Below are 18,972 nucleotides of genomic sequence, written 5' to 3'. Positions count from 1 at the left end.
ACCTTTGCTATTTCTCTATTATTATTTCTTTAGAGAAGCTTCATATGTTTTATATTCTTCGTCAGTTGCAGGGACTTTAATTTCACCGTCAGTGATTTTCTTCTCAAACTCTTCTACTTTTGTTAAGATTTCTGGATTTACTTTTTTCACATTGTCAGTAGTTTTCGCAATACCAACACCGTCATCTTTTAATCCGAATTCTTCTACTTTACCGCCTTTTAATTTACCATCTTTCGCTTCTTGTGCTACTTTTGCTACTGCAATATCAACACGTTTTACCATTGATGTTAAAGTTACGTTTTCAGGCATACCTTCTTGATTTTGGTCACGGTCAACACCGATTACCCAAACGTTTTCACCTTTTTTCTTACGGTTTTTCGCTTCTGTGAATACACCGTTACCAGTTGCACCTGAAGCATGGTAAATTACGTCAACTCCACCACCGTACATTGCTGAAGCTAATACAGAGCCTTTTTCTGGTTTATCAAACGCATCAGCATATTGTGATACGATTTCGATATTTGGATTTACTGCTTTTGCACCAGCTTTAAAGCCTGATTCAAATTTTGTAATTAATGGGCTTTTTACACCACCAACAAACCCAACTTTATTTGATTTTGTCGTCATCGCTGCTACAGCACCAACTAGGAATGAACCTTCATGGTCTTTAAATGTAATACTTGTTACGTTCGGCTTCTCTACAACTGTATCTACAATCGCAAATTGCTCTTTTGGATATTGTTCAGCTACCTTTGCAATTGATTTTTCCATTAAGTAACCAATACCAAATGTTGTGTTATAATGATCTTTCGCAAATTTCGTTAAATTCGGGATATAATCCGCATCTTTACTAGATTGAAGATAACGATATCCTTCATTTTTCTTTAAGTCATTGTCTTTACCGAACTTCGTTAAACCTTCCCAAGCTGATTGGTTAAATGATTTGTCATCAACGCCCCCAACATCTGTAACCATACCAACCTTAAACTCTTTTTTGTCGCTACTCGCTTTATCCGAGTTACCACATGCACCTAACACCGCACTTGCTGCTAATGTTAATGATAATAAAAGACCTGTTTTTTTCTTCATACTAGAAACCCCTCCTGAAATGATTTGTCTATTTTTTTATACGCCGCTGTCCCTAACTTCTTGCTGTCACCTCCCTAAAAAGGAACTCACCTACATACGTTTTCTTAATACGTGGAAGCTAAACTTATCAGCTCTAAAGTAATTGATAGAATATAAGATTGGCTCATCATTTTGATCATAGTGCATTTGTTTTAACACTAGCAGTGCCGTTTCCGGTTCACATTCCAAAATCGGTGAGATTTTCGGATGATAGCCAATCGGCTCAATGTGAGCAACTGCGTATGTGATACGTTTGTGCGTATTGTTATGTATCACTGTAAGCAATGATTCTTCGTTGTATCCCGATAAATCTGGCAATATCTCTTTTGCAAGTTTATCGATACAATATACAACAGGTTCCCCATCTGCTGTACGCACACGCTCAATCATCACTGCATTAAAACCATCTTCACTATTAAACTTCTCTTTTTCTTCTTCTGTTAAACTTGTTGTAGATGATGATAAAAAGATAGTTCCTGGTGTTTTCCCCACACTAGAAATCATATCTGTAATACTAGAAAGTTGTTCAATCCCAGAAGAAAATAACGGCTTTGCATTTACAAATGTTCCTACACCATGTCTGCGAATGACAACATTTTCTTCTTCTAAAATACGCAGCGCTTCCCTTAAAGTCGCTCTACTTACGCCAAGTTCTTTCGCTAAATCAAACTCTGATGGTAACTTTTGTCTTTCTTTGTAAGCCCCATCTTTAATTTTTTCTTTGATGTGATCAATCACCCGTAAATATAGGTGACGACTATCGGATTTTACTGACATAAGACTCCCCCGCATTTCAATTATTCGACCTCTGATGTAAGACTTCTTTTCTCTTTTTTCAACTTACAACATAATAAAAATTGCTAAATACTAAAAACAGGCATAATTGTCGAATAAATATTAATAATTTTTTAAGATGAAATTTTCACTCTTTACTGCATAAAAAAAACTTTGCACCACAAACATTCCTCATAGCGAGAAAAAGTTCGGCACAAAGATCTCTTACATCCTTTGTTACACACTTTTCCCCTCATAGTCTAGCAATTCATGGTTGCCAGGTAGAAACTTATGGACCTTATCTCCAAGATTATATGAGGCAGTGATTCTTTTCGAAGTAATCTTACCACTTGCTCCCATACGTGTCAATAAAATTTAACAATTTTCTACATTAAATATCGAACGTTCACAAAAAACCACACCAAAGTATTCGTATTCTAAAGAATCGTCTTAAATGTAAGCCCTTTCTTTATTGCTGAATATAGTATATAACAAAACCAGCATATAAAAAAGCCTAATTGTAAAAACAATTAGGCTTTTTTTATGAACTTTTTTCTTGTACATCATTAATGAGCACTTCACGTGGTTTACTACCTTCATACGGACCTACTACACCATTCATTTCCATTGCATCAATTAAACGGGCAGCACGTGTATAACCAACTCTAAACCTACGTTGTAACATAGAAACCGATGCTGTTTGCATTTCCACTACGAGCTGAACTGCTTCATCATATAATTCATCTTCTACTTCCTGCTTCGTATCAGGAACATCTTGCGGAATCATATCTTCTTGATATTGCGCTTTTTGTTGACCAATAACATATTCTACAACTCTCTCAACTTCATCATCTGATAAAAACGCACCTTGTACACGTACAGGCTTCGATGCACCAATTGGTATAAATAGCATATCTCCACGACCTAGCAGTTTCTCTGCACCACCGCCGTCAAGAATTGTACGAGAATCTGTTTGAGAAGATACAGCGAATGCAATACGTGATGGAATATTTGCTTTAATAACTCCCGTAATGACATCAACTGACGGACGCTGCGTTGCAATAATTAAATGAATACCGGCAGCACGAGCCATTTGCGCTAGACGCATAATCGCATCCTCTACATCCGATGAAGCAACCATCATTAAATCTGCTAACTCGTCCACAATTACGACAATATAAGGTAATTCGGGTTGTTTCGCTTCTGATTGATTATTATGCTCTTTTATATAGTCATTATATCCTTCAATATTTCGCGTGCCACTATGAGCAAATAATTCATAACGGCGCTCCATTTCACTCACAACTTTTTTCAATGCTTGCGATGCCTTTTTCGGATCCGTTACAACTGGTGTTAACAAATGAGGCACACCGTTATATACATTTAACTCTACCATTTTCGGATCAATCATCATTAATTTTACTTCATGTGGTTTTGCACGCATTAAAATACTAACAATAATACCGTTAATACATACACTTTTCCCGCTACCTGTCGCACCTGCCACTAGCAAATGGGGCATTTTATTTAAACGGGCTAATACAGCTTCACCTGTAATATCTCGTCCAAGACCTATTAACAACTTCTCTTCCGGATGATTGTTAGCTTTAGAATCAAGAACTTCTCTAAGCGTTACCATAGAGACTTCTGAGTTCGGAACTTCAATTCCTACAGCTGATTTCCCGGGAATAGGCGCTTCAATACGAATGTCTTTCGCCGCTAACGCAAGTGCTAAATCATCACTTAAACCGACGATTTTGCTTACCTTTACTCCCATATCAGGATACACTTCATATTTTGTAACTGCAGGACCTCTATGTACTTTTGTTACTTTCGCTTTCACTCCAAAACTTTGGAAAGTACGTTCTAATTTACGAGCATTCTCATAAATTTCCGCATTTTCATTTGTAACTTGCTTATTCTTTGGAAATTTCAATATATCAAGCGCAGGAAGCTTGTAATCTTTATTTTCTACATTTGAAAATTGCATAGGAGGTGCTTGTGTTTCCCCCTCTAGCGATTCAACGATTTTTTCTCCACGCTTTTTCTTCGGCTCTTCAACTGGTGGAGCCTCTTCAATAAACGGTGAAGTGATTAACTCTTCTTCCTCTACTTCAATTCGTTTATCCTCTTCTTCATTTACAGGATAATTCTCAGTGAAATTCGAAATAATCGGAGGATCAATTGAGATTTCTTCCATCGGCTCAATAATTTCTTCATGTTCTGCAGCGCGTTTGCTCCTTGTGCTTCTTGTTGTTTTTTTCTTTTCTGTTTGTTCAGCCGTTCTTTTGGCTCTCCAATCTTTATAGTCCCCTTGCATCACTTGAAATTGACTTCTAAGAATTCTGCCAACTGGAGCTAACACTTCTCCAATATGCTTATTTGTTATACAAAGTATACCGAGAATAACTAAAATAATACCAATAATATAAGCTCCTACTTCGTCAAATAAGAAGTAACAAGTCGCGAACATAAGTGCACCAAACATGCCACCACCTAAATGAACGCTATCTGGCCCTTTTTTCATTTCAAGAAAGAAATTATCTTTCGTACTTACAATAACAGAAGTATTTTGCACTGCTCCATCTTTCGTAAGAAGGTTAAATAATGTAATATGACTAAACATTAATATCGCCAATACTATTAAATAAAAACCGATTAACCGTTTATTTAAAAGGTTCGGCCATCCACGTTTTATAACGAATGAAACGGATAAAGCTATTACACCTAACACACCAATTATGTACCACTCACCAAAGAAGAAGCGAAAAAATAACACAAACGATTTTCCTACAACGCCTAGCTGTAAAATCGTAATGATTGAAAGTGCAAAAAGAGTTAAACCGACGATTTCATAATACAAAGTTGGCTTTATCGTACGTCTTGTCTTTGCCTTCGTCCCTCTTTGCTTTTGTTTTGCCATTTCTTCACCTCGTGATCTACATATAAGTAAAACTTCCTAAAAAACTCTGCTTATATGTTTGTTTTCTCTATTTTTTCAGGTCCTTATATCTTCTATTTTTACACTTCTTGTAAAATGTTAAATAAACAGAAGAAAGCAGCCCTCTCATGGCTGCTCAACCGTCTTGTTTTTTATATTATACCATAGCTTCTAAACAAAATCCTTCTTTTTGCTAAAAGGTTATTTTCTGTCCCGGCTCAAACTCTAAGTAGTGAAGCGGATCCGTACTTAACACGCGTACAATAGAATAATACCCATGTTCTTCTTCTGAAACCATTAATTCAACACCATTTATATTTACGACTTTTTGACTTTCACATTGCGAATAATCGGCTGGATACACGAGTTGCTCTGGCATAATTGTATATAAAATCATTGTAACATTGTCCCTTCTGCATGATCATCCGCGCGACCATCTATTAATTCGTTTAATTTTCGAATCGCATTTCCGATACCACCGACATCATCTATAAGACCATACTTCACTGCATCTCCACCAATTACATTCGTACCAATATCTCGCGTCAAATTCCCTTTCGCAAACATAAGCTCTTTAAAACGATCTTCCGTTACTTTCGAATGCTTCGTCACAAAGCGAATGACTCTTTCTTGCATTTTATCTAAATACTCAAATGTTTGTGGCACACCTATAACAAGACCTGTTAGACGAATCGGATGAATTGTCATCGTCGCAGTTTCTGCAATAAATGAATAGTCTGTAGAAACGGCAATCGGTACACCGATAGAATGCCCTCCGCCTAAAACTAAAGATACTGTCGGTTTTGAAAGTGAAGCGACCATCTCAGAAATTGCTAGCCCAGCTTCAACGTCACCTCCAACTGTATTTAACACTAAAAGCAAGCCTTCAATTTTCGGATTTTGTTCAATCGCAACAATTTGCGGAATAATATGCTCATATTTCGTTGTTTTATTTTGCGGTGGCAACTGAACATGACCTTCCACCTGTCCAACAATTGTTAAACAATGAATACGTGATTCATTCATTTGCGGTACATTCGTTTGTCCAAGCTGCTGAATTTTTTCCACTATTGAAGCTTCTTTTCCGGTTTCTTTCGGCTCAGCCTCTTTCTCTTCATTTGTATAACGATCACGTTCTGTCATATCGCATCCCCTTTCACTCGTATATAACTAGTATTTCTTAAGTTATAAATTTCATTCGATAGAGTGAAAAAGAAAAAAGATCACCCGTAAAGGTGATCTTTTTTATACTTCCATAATAATCGGTAAAATCATAGGTTTTCTCTTCGTCTCTTCGTACAAGAACTGTCCTAATAATTCACGAATATTTTGTTTTAACATAGACCATTCAATTGAATATTCTTTAATTGATTGCTCAACAATCATACGTACAATCTCTGTAGAACGGTCAATTAACGCTTCTGATTCACGTACATATACAAATCCACGTGAAATGATTTCTGGACCAGAGATAATTTTCTTTTCATCTTTACCCAGTGTTACAACAACTACTAATATTCCATCTTGAGATAACATTTTTCTATCTCGAAGAACGATATTACCAACATCACCTACACCTAATCCATCAATTAACACATTGCCAGCTTGCACTTTGCCAACTAAGTTCGCTTCATCGTCACCAAAACCAATTACATCGCCTTTTTCTACAATAAAGATATTTTCTCTTGCAATACCTACATCTTCAGCTAAGTATGCATGTGCTTTTTGCATACGGAACTCACCATGTACGGGTACAAAATATTTCGGTTTCATTAAATTTAACATTAATTTTAATTCTTCTTGGCTACCGTGACCTGAAACGTGAACTTTTCTTTCACCGTAATAAACAACTTCAGCTCCCGCTCTAAATAACAAATCAATAATTTTCGATACAGATATTTCATTACCTGGAATTGGAGATGCCGCGATAATAACCGTATCACCTTTACGAATTGAAATTTGTTTATGAGCTTGCTTTGCCATTCTAGAAAGGGCTGCCATCGGTTCACCTTGGCTACCTGTCGTTAAAATAGCTACCTTTTTCTCTGGGAAATTGTCTACTTCTTGTAGTGAAATAACCATACCTTCAGGAACATCTAAATAACCGAGACGTCTTGCGATATCTACCACTTTCACCATACTACGTCCTACAACCGCTACTTTTCGTCCTGTTTCAGCAGCTGCATCAAATACTTGTTGAATACGATGTACATTCGATGCAAATGAAGCAACGATAATACGTCCTTCTGCACCGTAGAACACTTTAGAAATTTCTACACCAACTTCTTTTTCAGAACCCGTATAGCCTGGACGCTCAGCATTTGTACTATCAGATAATAAGCATAGAACGCCTTCATTTCCGATTTGAGCCATTTTCCCAAGGTCTGCTCCACTATTTCCAATTGGAGTTTGATCGAATTTAAAGTCTCCCGTATATACGATTGCACCTTTTGATGTATGGAAACAAACACCAACAGAATCTGGAATACTATGTGTTGTTCCAAAGAACGACACCGTTGTAGTATTAAATTCTACTGTTGAATTTGAATCGATTGTTTTTAAATCTACACGGCCTAACATACCCGCTTCGCCAAGTTTTTCTTGTATAAGTCCTACCGTTAATTTCGTTGCATACACTGGAATTGATAATTTACGAAGTACGTAAACAATGCCACCAATATGATCTTCATGACCGTGAGTAATAAATAAACCTTTTACTCGCTCTTGGTTTTCTACTAAATATGTAATATCAGGAATAACGATATCAATTCCAAACATTTCATCTCCCGGGAACATTAACCCTGCATCTACAATAAAGATTTCAGAATCAATTTCAACACAGTACATGTTTTTCCCGATTTCACCTACTCCACCAAGAGCAAATACTTTAACAGACTCATTCTCTTTTCTCTTCATGTTGTTGCCTGGTTTAAAAATCTTTCAAACACTGATTTCACTAAAATTGCAGAGACACCAGGGGAAACTCTACAACCACCATATATTCACCGTCCAAGACGAATGTCCTTACCGTTATGCGATATCATGTCCTTGTTTATTTTTTAAACCAGGTTTCACCTCTCTTTCATTATATAAATCAAATATCTTATTCGATATGATATGAAAATGTAATCAAATTATAATTTTTACCAATTTTGCTAAGCATACCCGTACTAAGCTACTTAGCCATATTATACCTGATACAAGAAATAGAACACAAGTTAAATCGTGCGAAAGAAAAAGGAAAAGAACGCATTCCCAACAAACTTATCGAACTGATGTCCTTTATATTTACTCCGATTTCGTACCCCATATCGTTTTGAAGAAATAGCTATAAATACTCTAAATTCATTTCATAATATAGATTTTCAAGACTTATTTTTCTAGAATTGAACAAAAAACTTATAAAATGAAGTTTTTTTATGAATTACGTCATATTTGAAGCAATTTATCCGAAAAATAGAATTGGTATTTTAATACGTTTATACAAGTGTTCATTCTATAATAACTATGACTTTTTAATTCTTTTAAAGGGTTACGATTATTTTCTTTTACATGTTGCAATATATAATGAAAAACCAGTTAATGACCTTATAAAAACATATATAGGTAAGATAAGAAAAGAGAGGAAAAGACTTTCATACAAATAAAAAATGACCTAGTTCTACACTAGGTCATTTTTATTAACGAGGGATAGATTGCATAACAGATTGTAACGTTACTCTTTCTTCTTCTGTTAACGGAAGAAGTGGTAAACGTACAGAACCTACATCTAATCCAACCATTTGTAATGCTGTTTTTACTGGTGTTGGGCTTGGCGCCATAAATAATGAATCCGTTACTCTTACAAGTAATTGATGTAATTTTTGCGCCTTCTTAAATTCACCTGCTTGGAACGCTGCAATCATTTCTTGCATTTCATTTCCGATAACATGAGATGCTACAGAAACGATACCTTTCGCTCCAACTGCCATAGCTGGTAACGTTAAACCGTCATCACCGCTGTATACTGCAAAGTCGTCCGCTGTTTTTTCAATGATTTCTGTCATTGTTAACACATCGCCGCCTGCATCTTTAATCGCAACAATGTTTTCTATTTCTGATAAACGAACAACTGTATCAACGGAGATTTGTACAATAGATCGTCCTGGAACGTTATATAGCATAACCGGAAGTGGCGTGCTTTCAGCAATTGCTTTAAAGTGCTGATACATTCCTTCTTGACTCGGTTTGTTATAATACGGTGCTACTAACATTACTGCATCAACACCAACCTCTGTTGCTTTTTTCGTTAAGTCAATAGAAGCATGCGTATTATTGCTACCTGTTCCAGCGATTACGGGCACCCCTTTATCGACAACAGATACGACATGGCGATATAACGCTACTTTTTCTTCTGAAGTTAATGTAGGAGATTCTCCTGTCGTTCCTCCTACCACGATTGCTGTTGTACCGTTATCAATTAAATAATTTACCAATTTCGTTGTCTTTGCAAAATCGATATTGCCGTTTATATCAAACGGTGTTACCATCGCGGTTGCAATTGTCCCAAAATCTATCATGGTCTCACTCCTTATTGTTCCAGTTGCTTTTCTTTTGAAAGCTCAAACGCACTATGTAATGCATTTACAGCCTCCACTAAATCAGTTTCTTTTACAAGAACCCAAATTGTCGTATGGCTATCTGCTGATTGCAGAATTTGAATACCTTTTTCAGCTAAAGCTGTAACGATTTTCGCAGTAACCCCTGGGTATCCTGCCATTCCAGCTCCTACAATAGATACTTTCGCACAATGCTCTGTCACAATTGGCTCATATCCAAGGTTTTGTAATAGTTCAACTGCACGATTTGATACATTATCACTCACCGTATAAGCTACCCCAGTAGGTGAAATGTTAATTAAATCGACACTGATTCCTTCATTCGCCATTTCTTTAAACACATGCTGCTGCAAATCATATGCTGTTTCTTTTGCAAGTACTTTAATTTGCGTCACATTTGATACATGTGCAATACCTGTAACAGGACGTTCTTCTACATCACGGCCTTTTGTAGCGCCGTCAGATGCTGAAATAAGCGTACCTTCACTATCAGAGTACGTAGAACGTACACGAAGCGGTACTTTTGCATGCATCGCAATTTCAACTGCACGTGGATGAACGACTTTTGCACCTTGGTATGCCATGTTACAAATTTCGTTATACGTTACAGTTTGAAGGTGACGTGCATCTTTTACAATGCGAGGATCTGCAGTCATCACACCTTCTACATCTGTGAAGATATCGATATATTCAGCATGAAGCGCAACACCTAAAGCTGAAGCTGAAGTATCACTACCTCCGCGTCCAAGTGTTGTCGTATCACCTTTTTTCGTTTGTCCTTGGAATCCTGTCACAACGATTACATCTACATTTTCTAGCTCTTCGTGTATACGATCACAATTCATTTCAATAATCTTAGCATTTGTAAAATCATCATTTGTTACAAAACCAGCTTGTGCACCATTTAATGCCGCTGCTTTTATACCGTTCTCATTTAACATGTTAGAGAAAACGATTGCTGAGATTAATTCTCCGCATGATAATAATAAATCTTGCTCACGATTAGAAATGTGAGATTCCTCTTGATTTACAAGACTTAACAACGTATCAGTTGCATATGGTTCACCTTTACGACCCATAGCAGATACGACAGTCACTACTTTATAACCCGCATCTAGCGATTTTTTTATATGATGAAGCGCATGCTTACGTCCATTTTCATCACGTACAGATGTGCCACCAAATTTTTGAACAATAATTTTCATATTTTGCACCTTCTCTTAGCCGTTTACACTAATTGTAATTTTACTAAGCGCTCTGCAATTTGAACAGAATTCCATGCAGCGCCTTTTAATAAGTTATCAGATACGACCCAAAGATGGAATCCTTTATCGTTATTTAAATCTTTACGAATTCTTCCAACGAATACTTCGTTTTTACCTACTGCAGTAGCTGGCATTGGATATAATTGCTCTTCTGGGTTATCTTGCAGAACGATACCTTCCGCATTTGCAAGTAAATTCTTTAATTCCTCTACTGTTACGCCTTCTTTTTCTACTTCAATGTAAACAGACTCAGAGTGACCTGATACAACTGGTAAACGTACACATGTTGCCGCTACTTCTAGCTCTGGCATATGCATAATTTTTTTCGTTTCATTAATCATTTTCATTTCTTCAAATGTAAATCCATTATCTTGGAACTTATCAATCTGTGGAATCGCGTTGAAAGCAATCGGGAAATGTTTCTTATCACCTGATACAGGTAAAACATTCGCCTTTACTTCCTCACCATTTAAGATTGCTTGTGATTGTTCATGAAGTTCTTCAATCGCTGCCGCACCAGCACCTGATACAGCTTGATATGTGGAAACGATTACTCGTTTTAAACCATATTGCTGACGAACTGGCTCAAGAGCTACTACCATTTGAATTGTAGAACAGTTTGGATTTGCAATAATACCGTTATGTTCTTTTAAGTCGTTTTCATTTACTTCAGGTACAACAAGTGGCACGTTTTCTGTCATACGGAATGCACTTGTATTATCAACAACAATCGCACCGCGCTTTGCTGCTTCTGGCGCTAATTGTTTTGATACAGATCCACCAGCACTAAATAGTGCGATATCTACTCCTTCAAAACTTTCAGGAGTTGCCTCTTGAACTGTAAATTCTTCGCCTTTAAATACAAGTTTCTTACCTGCAGATCGTTTAGATGAAAGTAACGTTAACTTCCCAATTGGAAATTCTCGTTTCTCTAAAGTATTTAACATTTGTTCACCAACTGCGCCGGTTGCTCCAACTACAGCGACATGAAAAGTTTTTTGCTTTTCCATCACTATGCCCCTTTCTAGATACCAATCCTTCTATAACTTAGAATGAGAAGGAGTATACAATACCCCTTCTAATCTTAATAACGTTAATTTTATCATATTCTACAGTAAGAATGATGGTTTCATCGAAAATTGTCCGTTTTTTTTCGTTTTTTAATTCATATATCTGAATTTTTCTACGACAACCGGTTGCAATTGCTTCCCTTGCAGCGCTTCTAATACTGTATCTTCCAGTAACTCCATGCGAGCTACCATTGAATTTGGTTTTTTCTCTGGTGCATCTTGACCGAATGGGACGAAGTAGATGTTTTTTGTAGCCATTAGGCGCATGAGATTTACCCCATTAAGTCCCAACGCATCATTCGTCGAAACAGCCAATACGACGGGCTTACCATTTCTTAGCGTCGCTTTCGCTGCCATTAATACCGGAGAGTCTGTCATTGCATTAGCAAATTTACTCATAGAATTTCCTGTTAGTGGTGCAATTACCATACAATCTAGTGGAATTTTAGGTCCTAGCGGTTCTGCGCCAACGATTGAATTAATCGCTTTAAAACCTGTTACTTCTTCAATCTTTTTAATCCACTCTGCCCCTTCTCCAAATCTCGTATTTGTTGATTGAACAGTGTAAGAAACAACTGGACGCACTTCAGCTCCCTCAGCAATTAACTTTTCTAAATGAGGCATTACTTCTTCGTACGTACAATGTGAACCAGTAAAACCAAACCCTATTCTTTTCCCTTTTAAATTCATTCCCCATTCTCCTTTCTTGCGATTACATCTTCTGCTAATAACTGAGAAAGAACGTTCGCTAAAATTTGTCCTGCTGTTTTTGGAGCAACAATACCTGGTAATCCAGGTGCTAACAGCGCTTTAACTCCCCTTTTTTCCGCATATCTAAAGTCGGTACCACCTGGTTTAGAAGCTAAATCAATTACTAACGTATGAGCTGGCATTTTTGAAATGACATTCGCTGTCACAACGAGATGAGGAATTGTATTAATGACAATATCGATATCCCCTACTTCTTTCTCAATGTCCTGCATATGAAAAGGAGAAAACATCATTTCTGTAATACGTGCAATATGTTCTGATCGTCTTGCTCCAACTTTGACATGGGCTCCTAATGATTGAAATGCTCTGGCAACGCTCATCCCTGTTCTACCAAATCCTAAAACCATTACATTAGAACCATGAATTGTATAGTCGGTATGTTGAATTACCATCATTAATGTACCTTCTACAGTTGGTATAGAATTGTAGATTGCCACATCATCACGATCAAATAATTTAATTAGTTTACGGTTTGTAGTAGATACGAGATTTTCCAAGTAAGGCGTACCAATACCTGAATATATAGTAAAATGTTCTGGTGTATTTTCAATTTGTTCTTTCGTTATAGAAACTTTTTCATTTGAAAAAATAGTATCTACTTCTCCCTTGGCATTTGTACCTGCAACTGGCAAAATAATTGCATCTACAGAAGTGAAATCTAAATTTTGTATACTTTCTTTTGCTGCCCCTGTGAAGCCATGGTCTAACTGATCAAACCCTATCAATGAAAGTTTCGCATCCAATTCAACGAGCTTGCGAATTACTTCTAGCTGTCTTGCATCTCCTCCTATGACAGCAATATGCATCTCAGTCAACATTCCCTAATTCACCTTCTTTTTCTGTCATTTATAAGAAAAGTGCCTACTTTTTCTTTTTCCTCCACATCATATGTAATGTACGAGTTTTAGGTGATTGAAAAACAAAAAGCACCCATCATGTATCCCCCTATTTGTATGCAGGAAGGCCCCACCTCAAAATTCGGCGTAGGAAAAGACATTATGTTGGATTTTGCTCTGAGTAAAATGAACAAAAAAGATGACCAAAATGGCCATCTTTCACTTCGAATTTGAACGATCTGTAATATCGCAAAGAATCATATCATGACCCACTTTTTTTATTTGACTCCATGCGACTCTTATTTCTTGTGGTTCCTTTTTAAAACCTCCCCATTTCCCAGCAGGTATAATAAGAGCCTGTATTTGTCCATCCTTCTCATCAATCTCTAAATCCACATAGCCTAAAACCCCCATTTTTTCTGCTCTTTCTAAATTAACAATTTCTTTCCCACTTAGTTCACTTAATCGCATACTCTCTCCCCCTACCCAAATTATTCATTTAAGTTATCCATAATTAGTACCTATTCTATATACTCACAAAAAATAACCGTATCTCATTTAAAAGAGATACGGTTATTTTTAAATCATATATGGTAATTACAGTTTTATTCCTTTTGGAAGTTTTCCATCTGGACTAATTAATGCTGCAGAAAATTCATCTGTAAACATGTTACGAATTAACTCATCTACATTTTCTTTTGTTACCGTGTTTACACTTTCAATAATCTCATCAAGTGAACGGTGCTTACGAAGTAGCAATTCATTTTTACCATTACGGCTCATACGACTATTCGTACTTTCTAAACTTAACATTAAGTTTCCTTTTAATTGCTCTTTACTATTCATAAGCTCTTTTTCTGTAATACCTGTATTTTTTAATGTTTCTAATGTTTCTTGCATTGTTTCATACAGTGTATCTAATTGTTGGCTACCTGTTCCACCATACAGCGTTAACATACCTGTATCTTCATAAGAAGAATGGTAAGAGAATACTGAGTAAGCTAACCCGCGTTGCTCACGTACTTCTTGGAATAAACGGCTACTCATACTACCGCCTAAAACGTTATTTAATACAATTAAGTTATAAATATCTTCGTGTCCCATTTGTAAGCCTTTATATCCTAAACATAAATGAGCTTGTTCTGTTTCCTTTTTACGTGCTACCTTATTAAAATGGAAAATTGGGCTATGTACTTGTTCACGGTTTGTCGTTCCTTCATAACTACCGAAATATTGCTCTACTGTTTGTAAAAAGGCTTCATCAATATTTCCTGCAATTGATACAACTACATTTTCAGGTGTGTAATGATCCTTAATATATTGACGTAGCGTATCACCTGTAAACGTATTAAGCGTTTCTTCTGTTCCTAAAATAGGGTATCCAAGCGGATGCGTTTCATATGTTGCTTTCGTTAACATATCATGCACAATATCATCTGGAGCATCTTCGTACATTTTAATTTCTTCACATACGACATTCTTCTCTTTTTTCAGTTCTTCTTCATCAAATGTTGAATTAAAGAACATATCTGCTAATACATCTAGAGCATATTTAGCATGCTCATCTAGCACTTTTGCATAGTAACAAGTGTATTCTTTTGAAGTAAAAGCATTCACTTGTCCGCCAATGCTATCAAATGATTCTGCAATTTCACGTGCACTACGTGTTTCTGTTCCTTTAAAGAACATATGCTCTAAAAAGTGAGAAATCCCGTTATTTTTTTCATTTTCATTTCTTGATCCTGCATGGATCCAAATACCAATCGCAACCGATCTTACAGTTGGTATATTCTCCATAACTATTCTTACACCATTTTTACAAGTATATTTTTTAATCAAAAACTTTCCTCCTAATGCCAGTTTCTCTAAATAAGTGCTATTATTTAATGATAACAAGTTTAAGGATGAATGTCATGCAAATGTATTTAATCCACACGTTTTTCATCCAGTAATTCTGTTATATTCCCTACTTTATATCCTTGTTCCTTCAATTTTGTAATCATTGTATCTAATGCTTCTGTTGTGGACGAAGTAGGATGCATTAATACGATAGCACCTGGATGTATTTTTCTCATTACTCTCTGCAATAGTACACCTGGCTCAGGTCGCTTCCAATCAATTGTATCAACAGTCCACATAATCGTTCCCATTTGAAAATCATCTGCAATTTTCACGACTTCATCCCGAAAACTTCCACTCGGCGGTGCAAACCATCTTACCTTTTGATTCGTAGCTGCTTCGATCATTCGATTTGTTTTTTGTAACTGATCTCTTATTTCATCAGACGATAATGTTTTCATATTAGGGTGTGTGTAAGAATGATTTCCAACTTCTTGCTTTGCATCGACAATCATTTTTGCAAATCGTAAATTTTCTTTCACCCAACGTCCTTCTAAAAAGAAGGTCGCCTTCACATCATGTTTTTTCAATATTTCTAATATACGAGGCAAATACTCATTTCCCCATGCCACATTTATTGTTAACCCGACCATCTTTTTATCCGGATGACCTCTATAAATTGGTGCTGGTGATAAATCTTCTAAGTGGACACTCGGTGATACTTCCTTGAATTCAAGATGTTTTTGATCAAACTGCTTTAATTTCTTCATATTGTTATAGGATGCTTCCATATCAACTTGTCTTCCATTATATCCTGGTGTTGCTTTCCATATCTTATCAATCATCGCATTTTGCGGTGCAATCTCATATTGTTTTGCATGCTTTTGAATTTCTTCATATAAGTGATCCTGTGCAAAAACAGAATAAGAACCTGCACTGACATATAAAAAGAATATACATATGTATGCCAATATACGAGTTTTCATATAAACCCTCCCATTAACTATATAAAAAACCATTTTCCTTCTTATCTTTGTTAATTTGAGCGTTATAATGAAAACTATACCTATACTGACATAAAAATATATGCAAATCATATTTTTACATAACAAAAAAAGCCAGTTAAACTGGCTTTTACTTATTGCTGCTCTTGTTTGTTTTCTTCTTTAGCAGCTTCTTTTTCTTGCTCTTCTTTTAGCAATACTTTTCTAGATAAATTCACGCGACCTTGCTTGTCAATCTCGATAACTTTAACTGTAATTACATCACCGATTTTCACAACGTCTTCTACTTTACCTACACGCTCAAGTGCAAGTTCAGAAATGTGAACTAATCCATCTTTACCGCTGAATAATTCAACGAAAGCACCGAATTTCTCAACACGTTTCACTTTTCCTTCGTAGATTTCCCCTACTTGTACTTCGCGAACGATATCCTCGATAATTTTCTTAGCTTTGTCGTTCATTTCTTGATTTATTGAAGAAATGAATACTGTACCATCTTGCTCGATGTCAATTTTAACGCCAGTTTCTTCAATAATTTTATTGATTTGTTTACCGCTTGGTCCGATAACGTCACGGATTTTATCTGGGTTAATTGTCATTGTAATAATCTTTGGAGCGTACGCTGATAATTCAGTGCGTGGCTCTGCAATTACAGATAACATATGATCTAGAATGTGCATACGACCAACTTTCGCTTGTTGTAATGCCTCTTCTAAAATTTCACGAGATAGACCATCGATTTTAATGTCCATTTGTAGTGCAGTTACACCGTGTGCTGTACCTGCTACTTTAAAGTCCATATCACCTAAATGATCTTCCATACCTTGAATATCAGTTAAAATTGTGTAATGCTCACCTGATTTAACTAGGCCCATTGCAATACCTGCAACTGGAGCTTTAAGTGGAACACCAGCATCCATCATTGCTAAAGTACTACCACAAATACTCGCTTGTGAAGTAGAACCATTTGATTCTAATACTTCAGATACAAGACGGACTGTGTATGGGAAATCTTTTTCAGACGGAATTACAGGCTCAAGAGCACGTTCTCCTAGTGCACCGTGACCAATTTCACGACGACCTGGTCCACGCATTGGTCTTGTTTCACCAACACTAAATGATGGGAAATTGTAATGGTGCATAAAGCGTTTTGATTCTTCTACACCAAGGCCATCTAAAATTTGCACATCGCCTAATGCGCCTAATGTACAAATACTTAATGCTTGTGTTTGTCCACGTGTGAATAAACCAGAACCGTGTGTACGAGATAAAATGCCAACCTCTGATGCTAATGGACGGATTTCGTCACCTTTACGGCCATCTGGGCGGATTTTCTCAACTGTAATAAGACGACGTACTTCTTCTTTTACAATTTTATATAAAATCTCATTTACTTGTCCTAATGTATCAGCATCAGCTTCTTGCGCTTCGTAATGCTCAATTACACGCTTTTTCACTTCGTTAATTGCATCTTCACGTGCATGTTTCTCATGTACTTGAATTGCAGAATGCATATCCTTCTCAGCCATTTCACGTACAGATTGGTTAAGATCAGCGTCAACTTCATAAAGTTTCACTTCTGATTTCTCTTTACCTACAGCTTGTACAATCTCTTCTTGGAATGCAATTAGACGTTTAATTTCGTCATGACCAAACATAATTGCTTCTAACATTGTTTCCTCAGGCACTTGATCTGCTCCTGCTTCAACCATGTTAATTGCATCTTTCGTACCAGCTACAACAAGGTGAATATCACTTTGTTCTTGCTGTTCTACTGTTGGGTTGATAACGAATTCGCCGTTAATACGACCAACTGTTGCACCCGCGATCGGACCTTCAAATGGAATGTCTGAAATCGATAACGCTAATGAAGAACCAAGCATAGCTGCCATTTCAGAAGAACAATCTTGATCAACACTCATTACGATGCTGACAACTTGTACTTCGTTACGGAAACCATCTGCGAAAAGTGGACGAATTGGACGGTCGATTAAACGACTTGCCAAAATTGCTTTTTCACTTGGACGACCTTCACGTTTAATGAAACCGCCAGGAATTTTTCCGACTGCATATAAACGCTCTTCATAGTTTACTGTAAGTGGGAAGAAATCTACATTTTTTGCTTCTTTTGATGCAGTTGCTGTAGATAGAACCGCTGTATCGCCATATCTTACTAATACTGCTCCGTTCGCTTGCTTTGCAAGCTGACCTGTTTCAACTGTTAGCTGGCGACCAGCTAAATCTATCGAGAAGACTTGCTTTTCTTGACTCATTTAAGTACCCCTCTCAATTTAAAGTATTCAATTCTTCTATGTAAATGGATAGTATATCACAATATTCTACCTCTAGTATTACCGAAAATGAAGTAAGCTATAAAGAGTAGAAGATATATTTTTACCTAACAAAAAAGCGGGAATATTCCCGCTTCTTTGACTATCGACGTAAGCCAAGCTTTGTGATTAATTCACGGTAACGTGTGATATCGCTATTACGAAGGTAAGTTAGTAAGTTACGACGTTTACCAACCATCTTTAATAGACCACGACGTGAATGATGATCTTTCTTGTGAGTACGTAAGTGCTCGTTTAGAGTGTTAATTTGCTCCGTTAGGACAGCAATTTGAACCTCTGGAGAACCAGTATCAGTCTCATGAGTTCTAAATTGTGCAATGATTTCATTTTTACGCTCTTGTGTTAAAGCCATCCTATTTCACCTCCTATTAATTAAACCCCCGATTACCTAGCAA

Annotated in this window: 16 protein-coding genes and 1 riboswitch; all 16 genes read right to left on the bottom strand. The window is 36.6% G+C overall.

All coding sequences use genetic code 11. The annotated features are described in order from the left end of the window. Positions 1–21: 21 nt before the first annotated feature. On the bottom strand, positions 22–1,089 hold the full coding sequence (locus PDK19_RS04720) for a BMP family lipoprotein (protein ID WP_000730592.1): 1,068 nt from the start codon (positions 1,087–1,089) through the stop codon (positions 22–24). Between the two features lie 90 nt (positions 1,090–1,179). Further along, complete coding sequence (locus PDK19_RS04715) at positions 1,180–1,905, bottom strand: GntR family transcriptional regulator (RefSeq protein ID WP_000114176.1); 726 nt, start codon at positions 1,903–1,905, stop codon at positions 1,180–1,182. Positions 1,906–2,138: 233 nt separating this feature from the next. After that, a riboswitch (purine riboswitch) is annotated at positions 2,139–2,240 on the bottom strand. Positions 2,241–2,443: 203 nt separating this feature from the next. Continuing rightward, positions 2,444–4,825, bottom strand: a complete 2,382-nt coding sequence (locus PDK19_RS04710) for a DNA translocase FtsK (RefSeq protein WP_001118800.1) — start codon at positions 4,823–4,825, stop codon at positions 2,444–2,446. 211 nt (positions 4,826–5,036) lie between these two features. Beyond that, on the bottom strand, positions 5,037–5,240 hold the full coding sequence (locus PDK19_RS04705) for a YlzJ-like family protein (RefSeq protein ID WP_000605027.1): 204 nt from the start codon (positions 5,238–5,240) through the stop codon (positions 5,037–5,039). Further along, complete coding sequence (tepA, locus tag PDK19_RS04700) at positions 5,237–5,986, bottom strand: translocation-enhancing protein TepA (RefSeq protein ID WP_000139814.1); 750 nt, start codon at positions 5,984–5,986, stop codon at positions 5,237–5,239. The genes PDK19_RS04705 and tepA overlap by 4 nt, the downstream gene beginning before the upstream one ends. 102 nt (positions 5,987–6,088) lie before the next feature. Then, positions 6,089–7,759, bottom strand: a complete 1,671-nt coding sequence (locus PDK19_RS04695; RefSeq protein ID WP_000823085.1) for a ribonuclease J — start codon at positions 7,757–7,759, stop codon at positions 6,089–6,091. A 764-nt stretch (positions 7,760–8,523) separates the two neighbouring features. Beyond that, positions 8,524–9,402 carry a 4-hydroxy-tetrahydrodipicolinate synthase gene (gene dapA, locus PDK19_RS04690; RefSeq protein WP_270706652.1) on the bottom strand — a complete coding sequence of 293 codons (879 nt, stop codon included), beginning with the start codon at positions 9,400–9,402 and terminating at the stop codon, positions 8,524–8,526. Positions 9,403–9,413: 11 nt separating this feature from the next. Continuing rightward, positions 9,414–10,646 carry an aspartate kinase gene (gene dapG / locus PDK19_RS04685; protein ID WP_000692473.1) on the bottom strand — a complete coding sequence of 411 codons (1,233 nt, stop codon included), beginning with the start codon at positions 10,644–10,646 and terminating at the stop codon, positions 9,414–9,416. Between the two features lie 23 nt (positions 10,647–10,669). Beyond that, positions 10,670–11,716, bottom strand: a complete 1,047-nt coding sequence (asd, locus tag PDK19_RS04680) for an aspartate-semialdehyde dehydrogenase (RefSeq protein ID WP_000414848.1) — start codon at positions 11,714–11,716, stop codon at positions 10,670–10,672. 150 nt (positions 11,717–11,866) lie between these two features. Beyond that, positions 11,867–12,466 (bottom strand): dipicolinate synthase subunit B, encoded by a 600-nt coding sequence (gene dpaB, locus PDK19_RS04675; RefSeq protein WP_001049480.1) that lies wholly within the window; start codon positions 12,464–12,466, stop codon positions 11,867–11,869. Further along, complete coding sequence (gene dpaA, locus PDK19_RS04670; RefSeq protein WP_000954733.1) at positions 12,463–13,365, bottom strand: dipicolinic acid synthetase subunit A; 903 nt, start codon at positions 13,363–13,365, stop codon at positions 12,463–12,465. Before dpaA ends, dpaB begins: the two co-directional genes overlap by 4 nt. Positions 13,366–13,602: 237 nt before the next feature. Continuing rightward, positions 13,603–13,854: a YlmC/YmxH family sporulation protein gene (locus tag PDK19_RS04665; protein ID WP_001239750.1), complete on the bottom strand. Its 252-nt coding sequence runs from the start codon at positions 13,852–13,854 to the stop codon at positions 13,603–13,605. 126 nt (positions 13,855–13,980) lie between these two features. Beyond that, the gene (locus PDK19_RS04660; RefSeq protein WP_000592994.1) at positions 13,981–15,222 is read right to left on the bottom strand and encodes a M16 family metallopeptidase; all 1,242 of its coding nucleotides are present in this window, start codon (positions 15,220–15,222) and stop codon (positions 13,981–13,983) included. Between the two features lie 86 nt (positions 15,223–15,308). Continuing rightward, positions 15,309–16,208: a polysaccharide deacetylase family protein gene (locus tag PDK19_RS04655; RefSeq protein WP_000857420.1), complete on the bottom strand. Its 900-nt coding sequence runs from the start codon at positions 16,206–16,208 to the stop codon at positions 15,309–15,311. A gap of 152 nt (positions 16,209–16,360) precedes the next feature. Then, positions 16,361–18,499 carry a polyribonucleotide nucleotidyltransferase gene (gene pnp, locus PDK19_RS04650; protein WP_000076751.1) on the bottom strand — a complete coding sequence of 713 codons (2,139 nt, stop codon included), beginning with the start codon at positions 18,497–18,499 and terminating at the stop codon, positions 16,361–16,363. Positions 18,500–18,659: 160 nt separating this feature from the next. Beyond that, positions 18,660–18,929, bottom strand: coding sequence for a 30S ribosomal protein S15 (gene rpsO / locus PDK19_RS04645; RefSeq protein WP_001229392.1), 270 nt, complete (start codon positions 18,927–18,929; stop codon positions 18,660–18,662). Positions 18,930–18,972 lie beyond the last annotated feature (43 nt).

Source organism: Bacillus cereus group sp. BcHK124, from assembly GCF_027712065.1.
GTDB classification, from domain to species: domain Bacteria; phylum Bacillota; class Bacilli; order Bacillales; family Bacillaceae_G; genus Bacillus_A; species Bacillus_A pacificus.
Note: the sequence above shows the minus strand (reverse complement) of the source record. Positions and strands in the feature narration are given on the sequence as shown.

Excerpts from the sequence above, each read along its gene's own strand:
- PDK19_RS04720 (WP_000730592.1), bottom strand. The coding sequence starts at position 1,089 with ATGAAGAAAAAAACAGGTCTTTTATTATCATTAACATTAGCAGCAAGT.
- PDK19_RS04715 (WP_000114176.1), bottom strand. The coding sequence starts at position 1,905 with ATGTCAGTAAAATCCGATAGTCGTCACCTATATTTACGGGTGATTGAT.
- PDK19_RS04710 (WP_001118800.1), bottom strand. The coding sequence starts at position 4,825 with ATGGCAAAACAAAAGCAAAGAGGGACGAAGGCAAAGACAAGACGTACG.
- PDK19_RS04705 (WP_000605027.1), bottom strand. The coding sequence starts at position 5,240 with ATGATTTTATATACAATTATGCCAGAGCAACTCGTGTATCCAGCCGAT.
- tepA (WP_000139814.1), bottom strand. The coding sequence starts at position 5,986 with ATGACAGAACGTGATCGTTATACAAATGAAGAGAAAGAGGCTGAGCCG.
- PDK19_RS04695 (WP_000823085.1), bottom strand. The coding sequence starts at position 7,759 with ATGAAGAGAAAAGAGAATGAGTCTGTTAAAGTATTTGCTCTTGGTGGA.
- dapA (WP_270706652.1), bottom strand. The coding sequence starts at position 9,402 with ATGATAGATTTTGGGACAATTGCAACCGCGATGGTAACACCGTTTGAT.
- dapG (WP_000692473.1), bottom strand. The coding sequence starts at position 10,646 with ATGAAAATTATTGTTCAAAAATTTGGTGGCACATCTGTACGTGATGAA.
- asd (WP_000414848.1), bottom strand. The coding sequence starts at position 11,716 with ATGGAAAAGCAAAAAACTTTTCATGTCGCTGTAGTTGGAGCAACCGGC.
- dpaB (WP_001049480.1), bottom strand. The coding sequence starts at position 12,466 with ATGAATTTAAAAGGGAAAAGAATAGGGTTTGGTTTTACTGGTTCACAT.
- dpaA (WP_000954733.1), bottom strand. The coding sequence starts at position 13,365 with ATGTTGACTGAGATGCATATTGCTGTCATAGGAGGAGATGCAAGACAG.
- PDK19_RS04665 (WP_001239750.1), bottom strand. The coding sequence starts at position 13,854 with ATGCGATTAAGTGAACTAAGTGGGAAAGAAATTGTTAATTTAGAAAGA.
- PDK19_RS04655 (WP_000857420.1), bottom strand. The coding sequence starts at position 16,208 with ATGAAAACTCGTATATTGGCATACATATGTATATTCTTTTTATATGTC.
- pnp (WP_000076751.1), bottom strand. The coding sequence starts at position 18,499 with ATGAGTCAAGAAAAGCAAGTCTTCTCGATAGATTTAGCTGGTCGCCAG.
- rpsO (WP_001229392.1), bottom strand. The coding sequence starts at position 18,929 with ATGGCTTTAACACAAGAGCGTAAAAATGAAATCATTGCACAATTTAGA.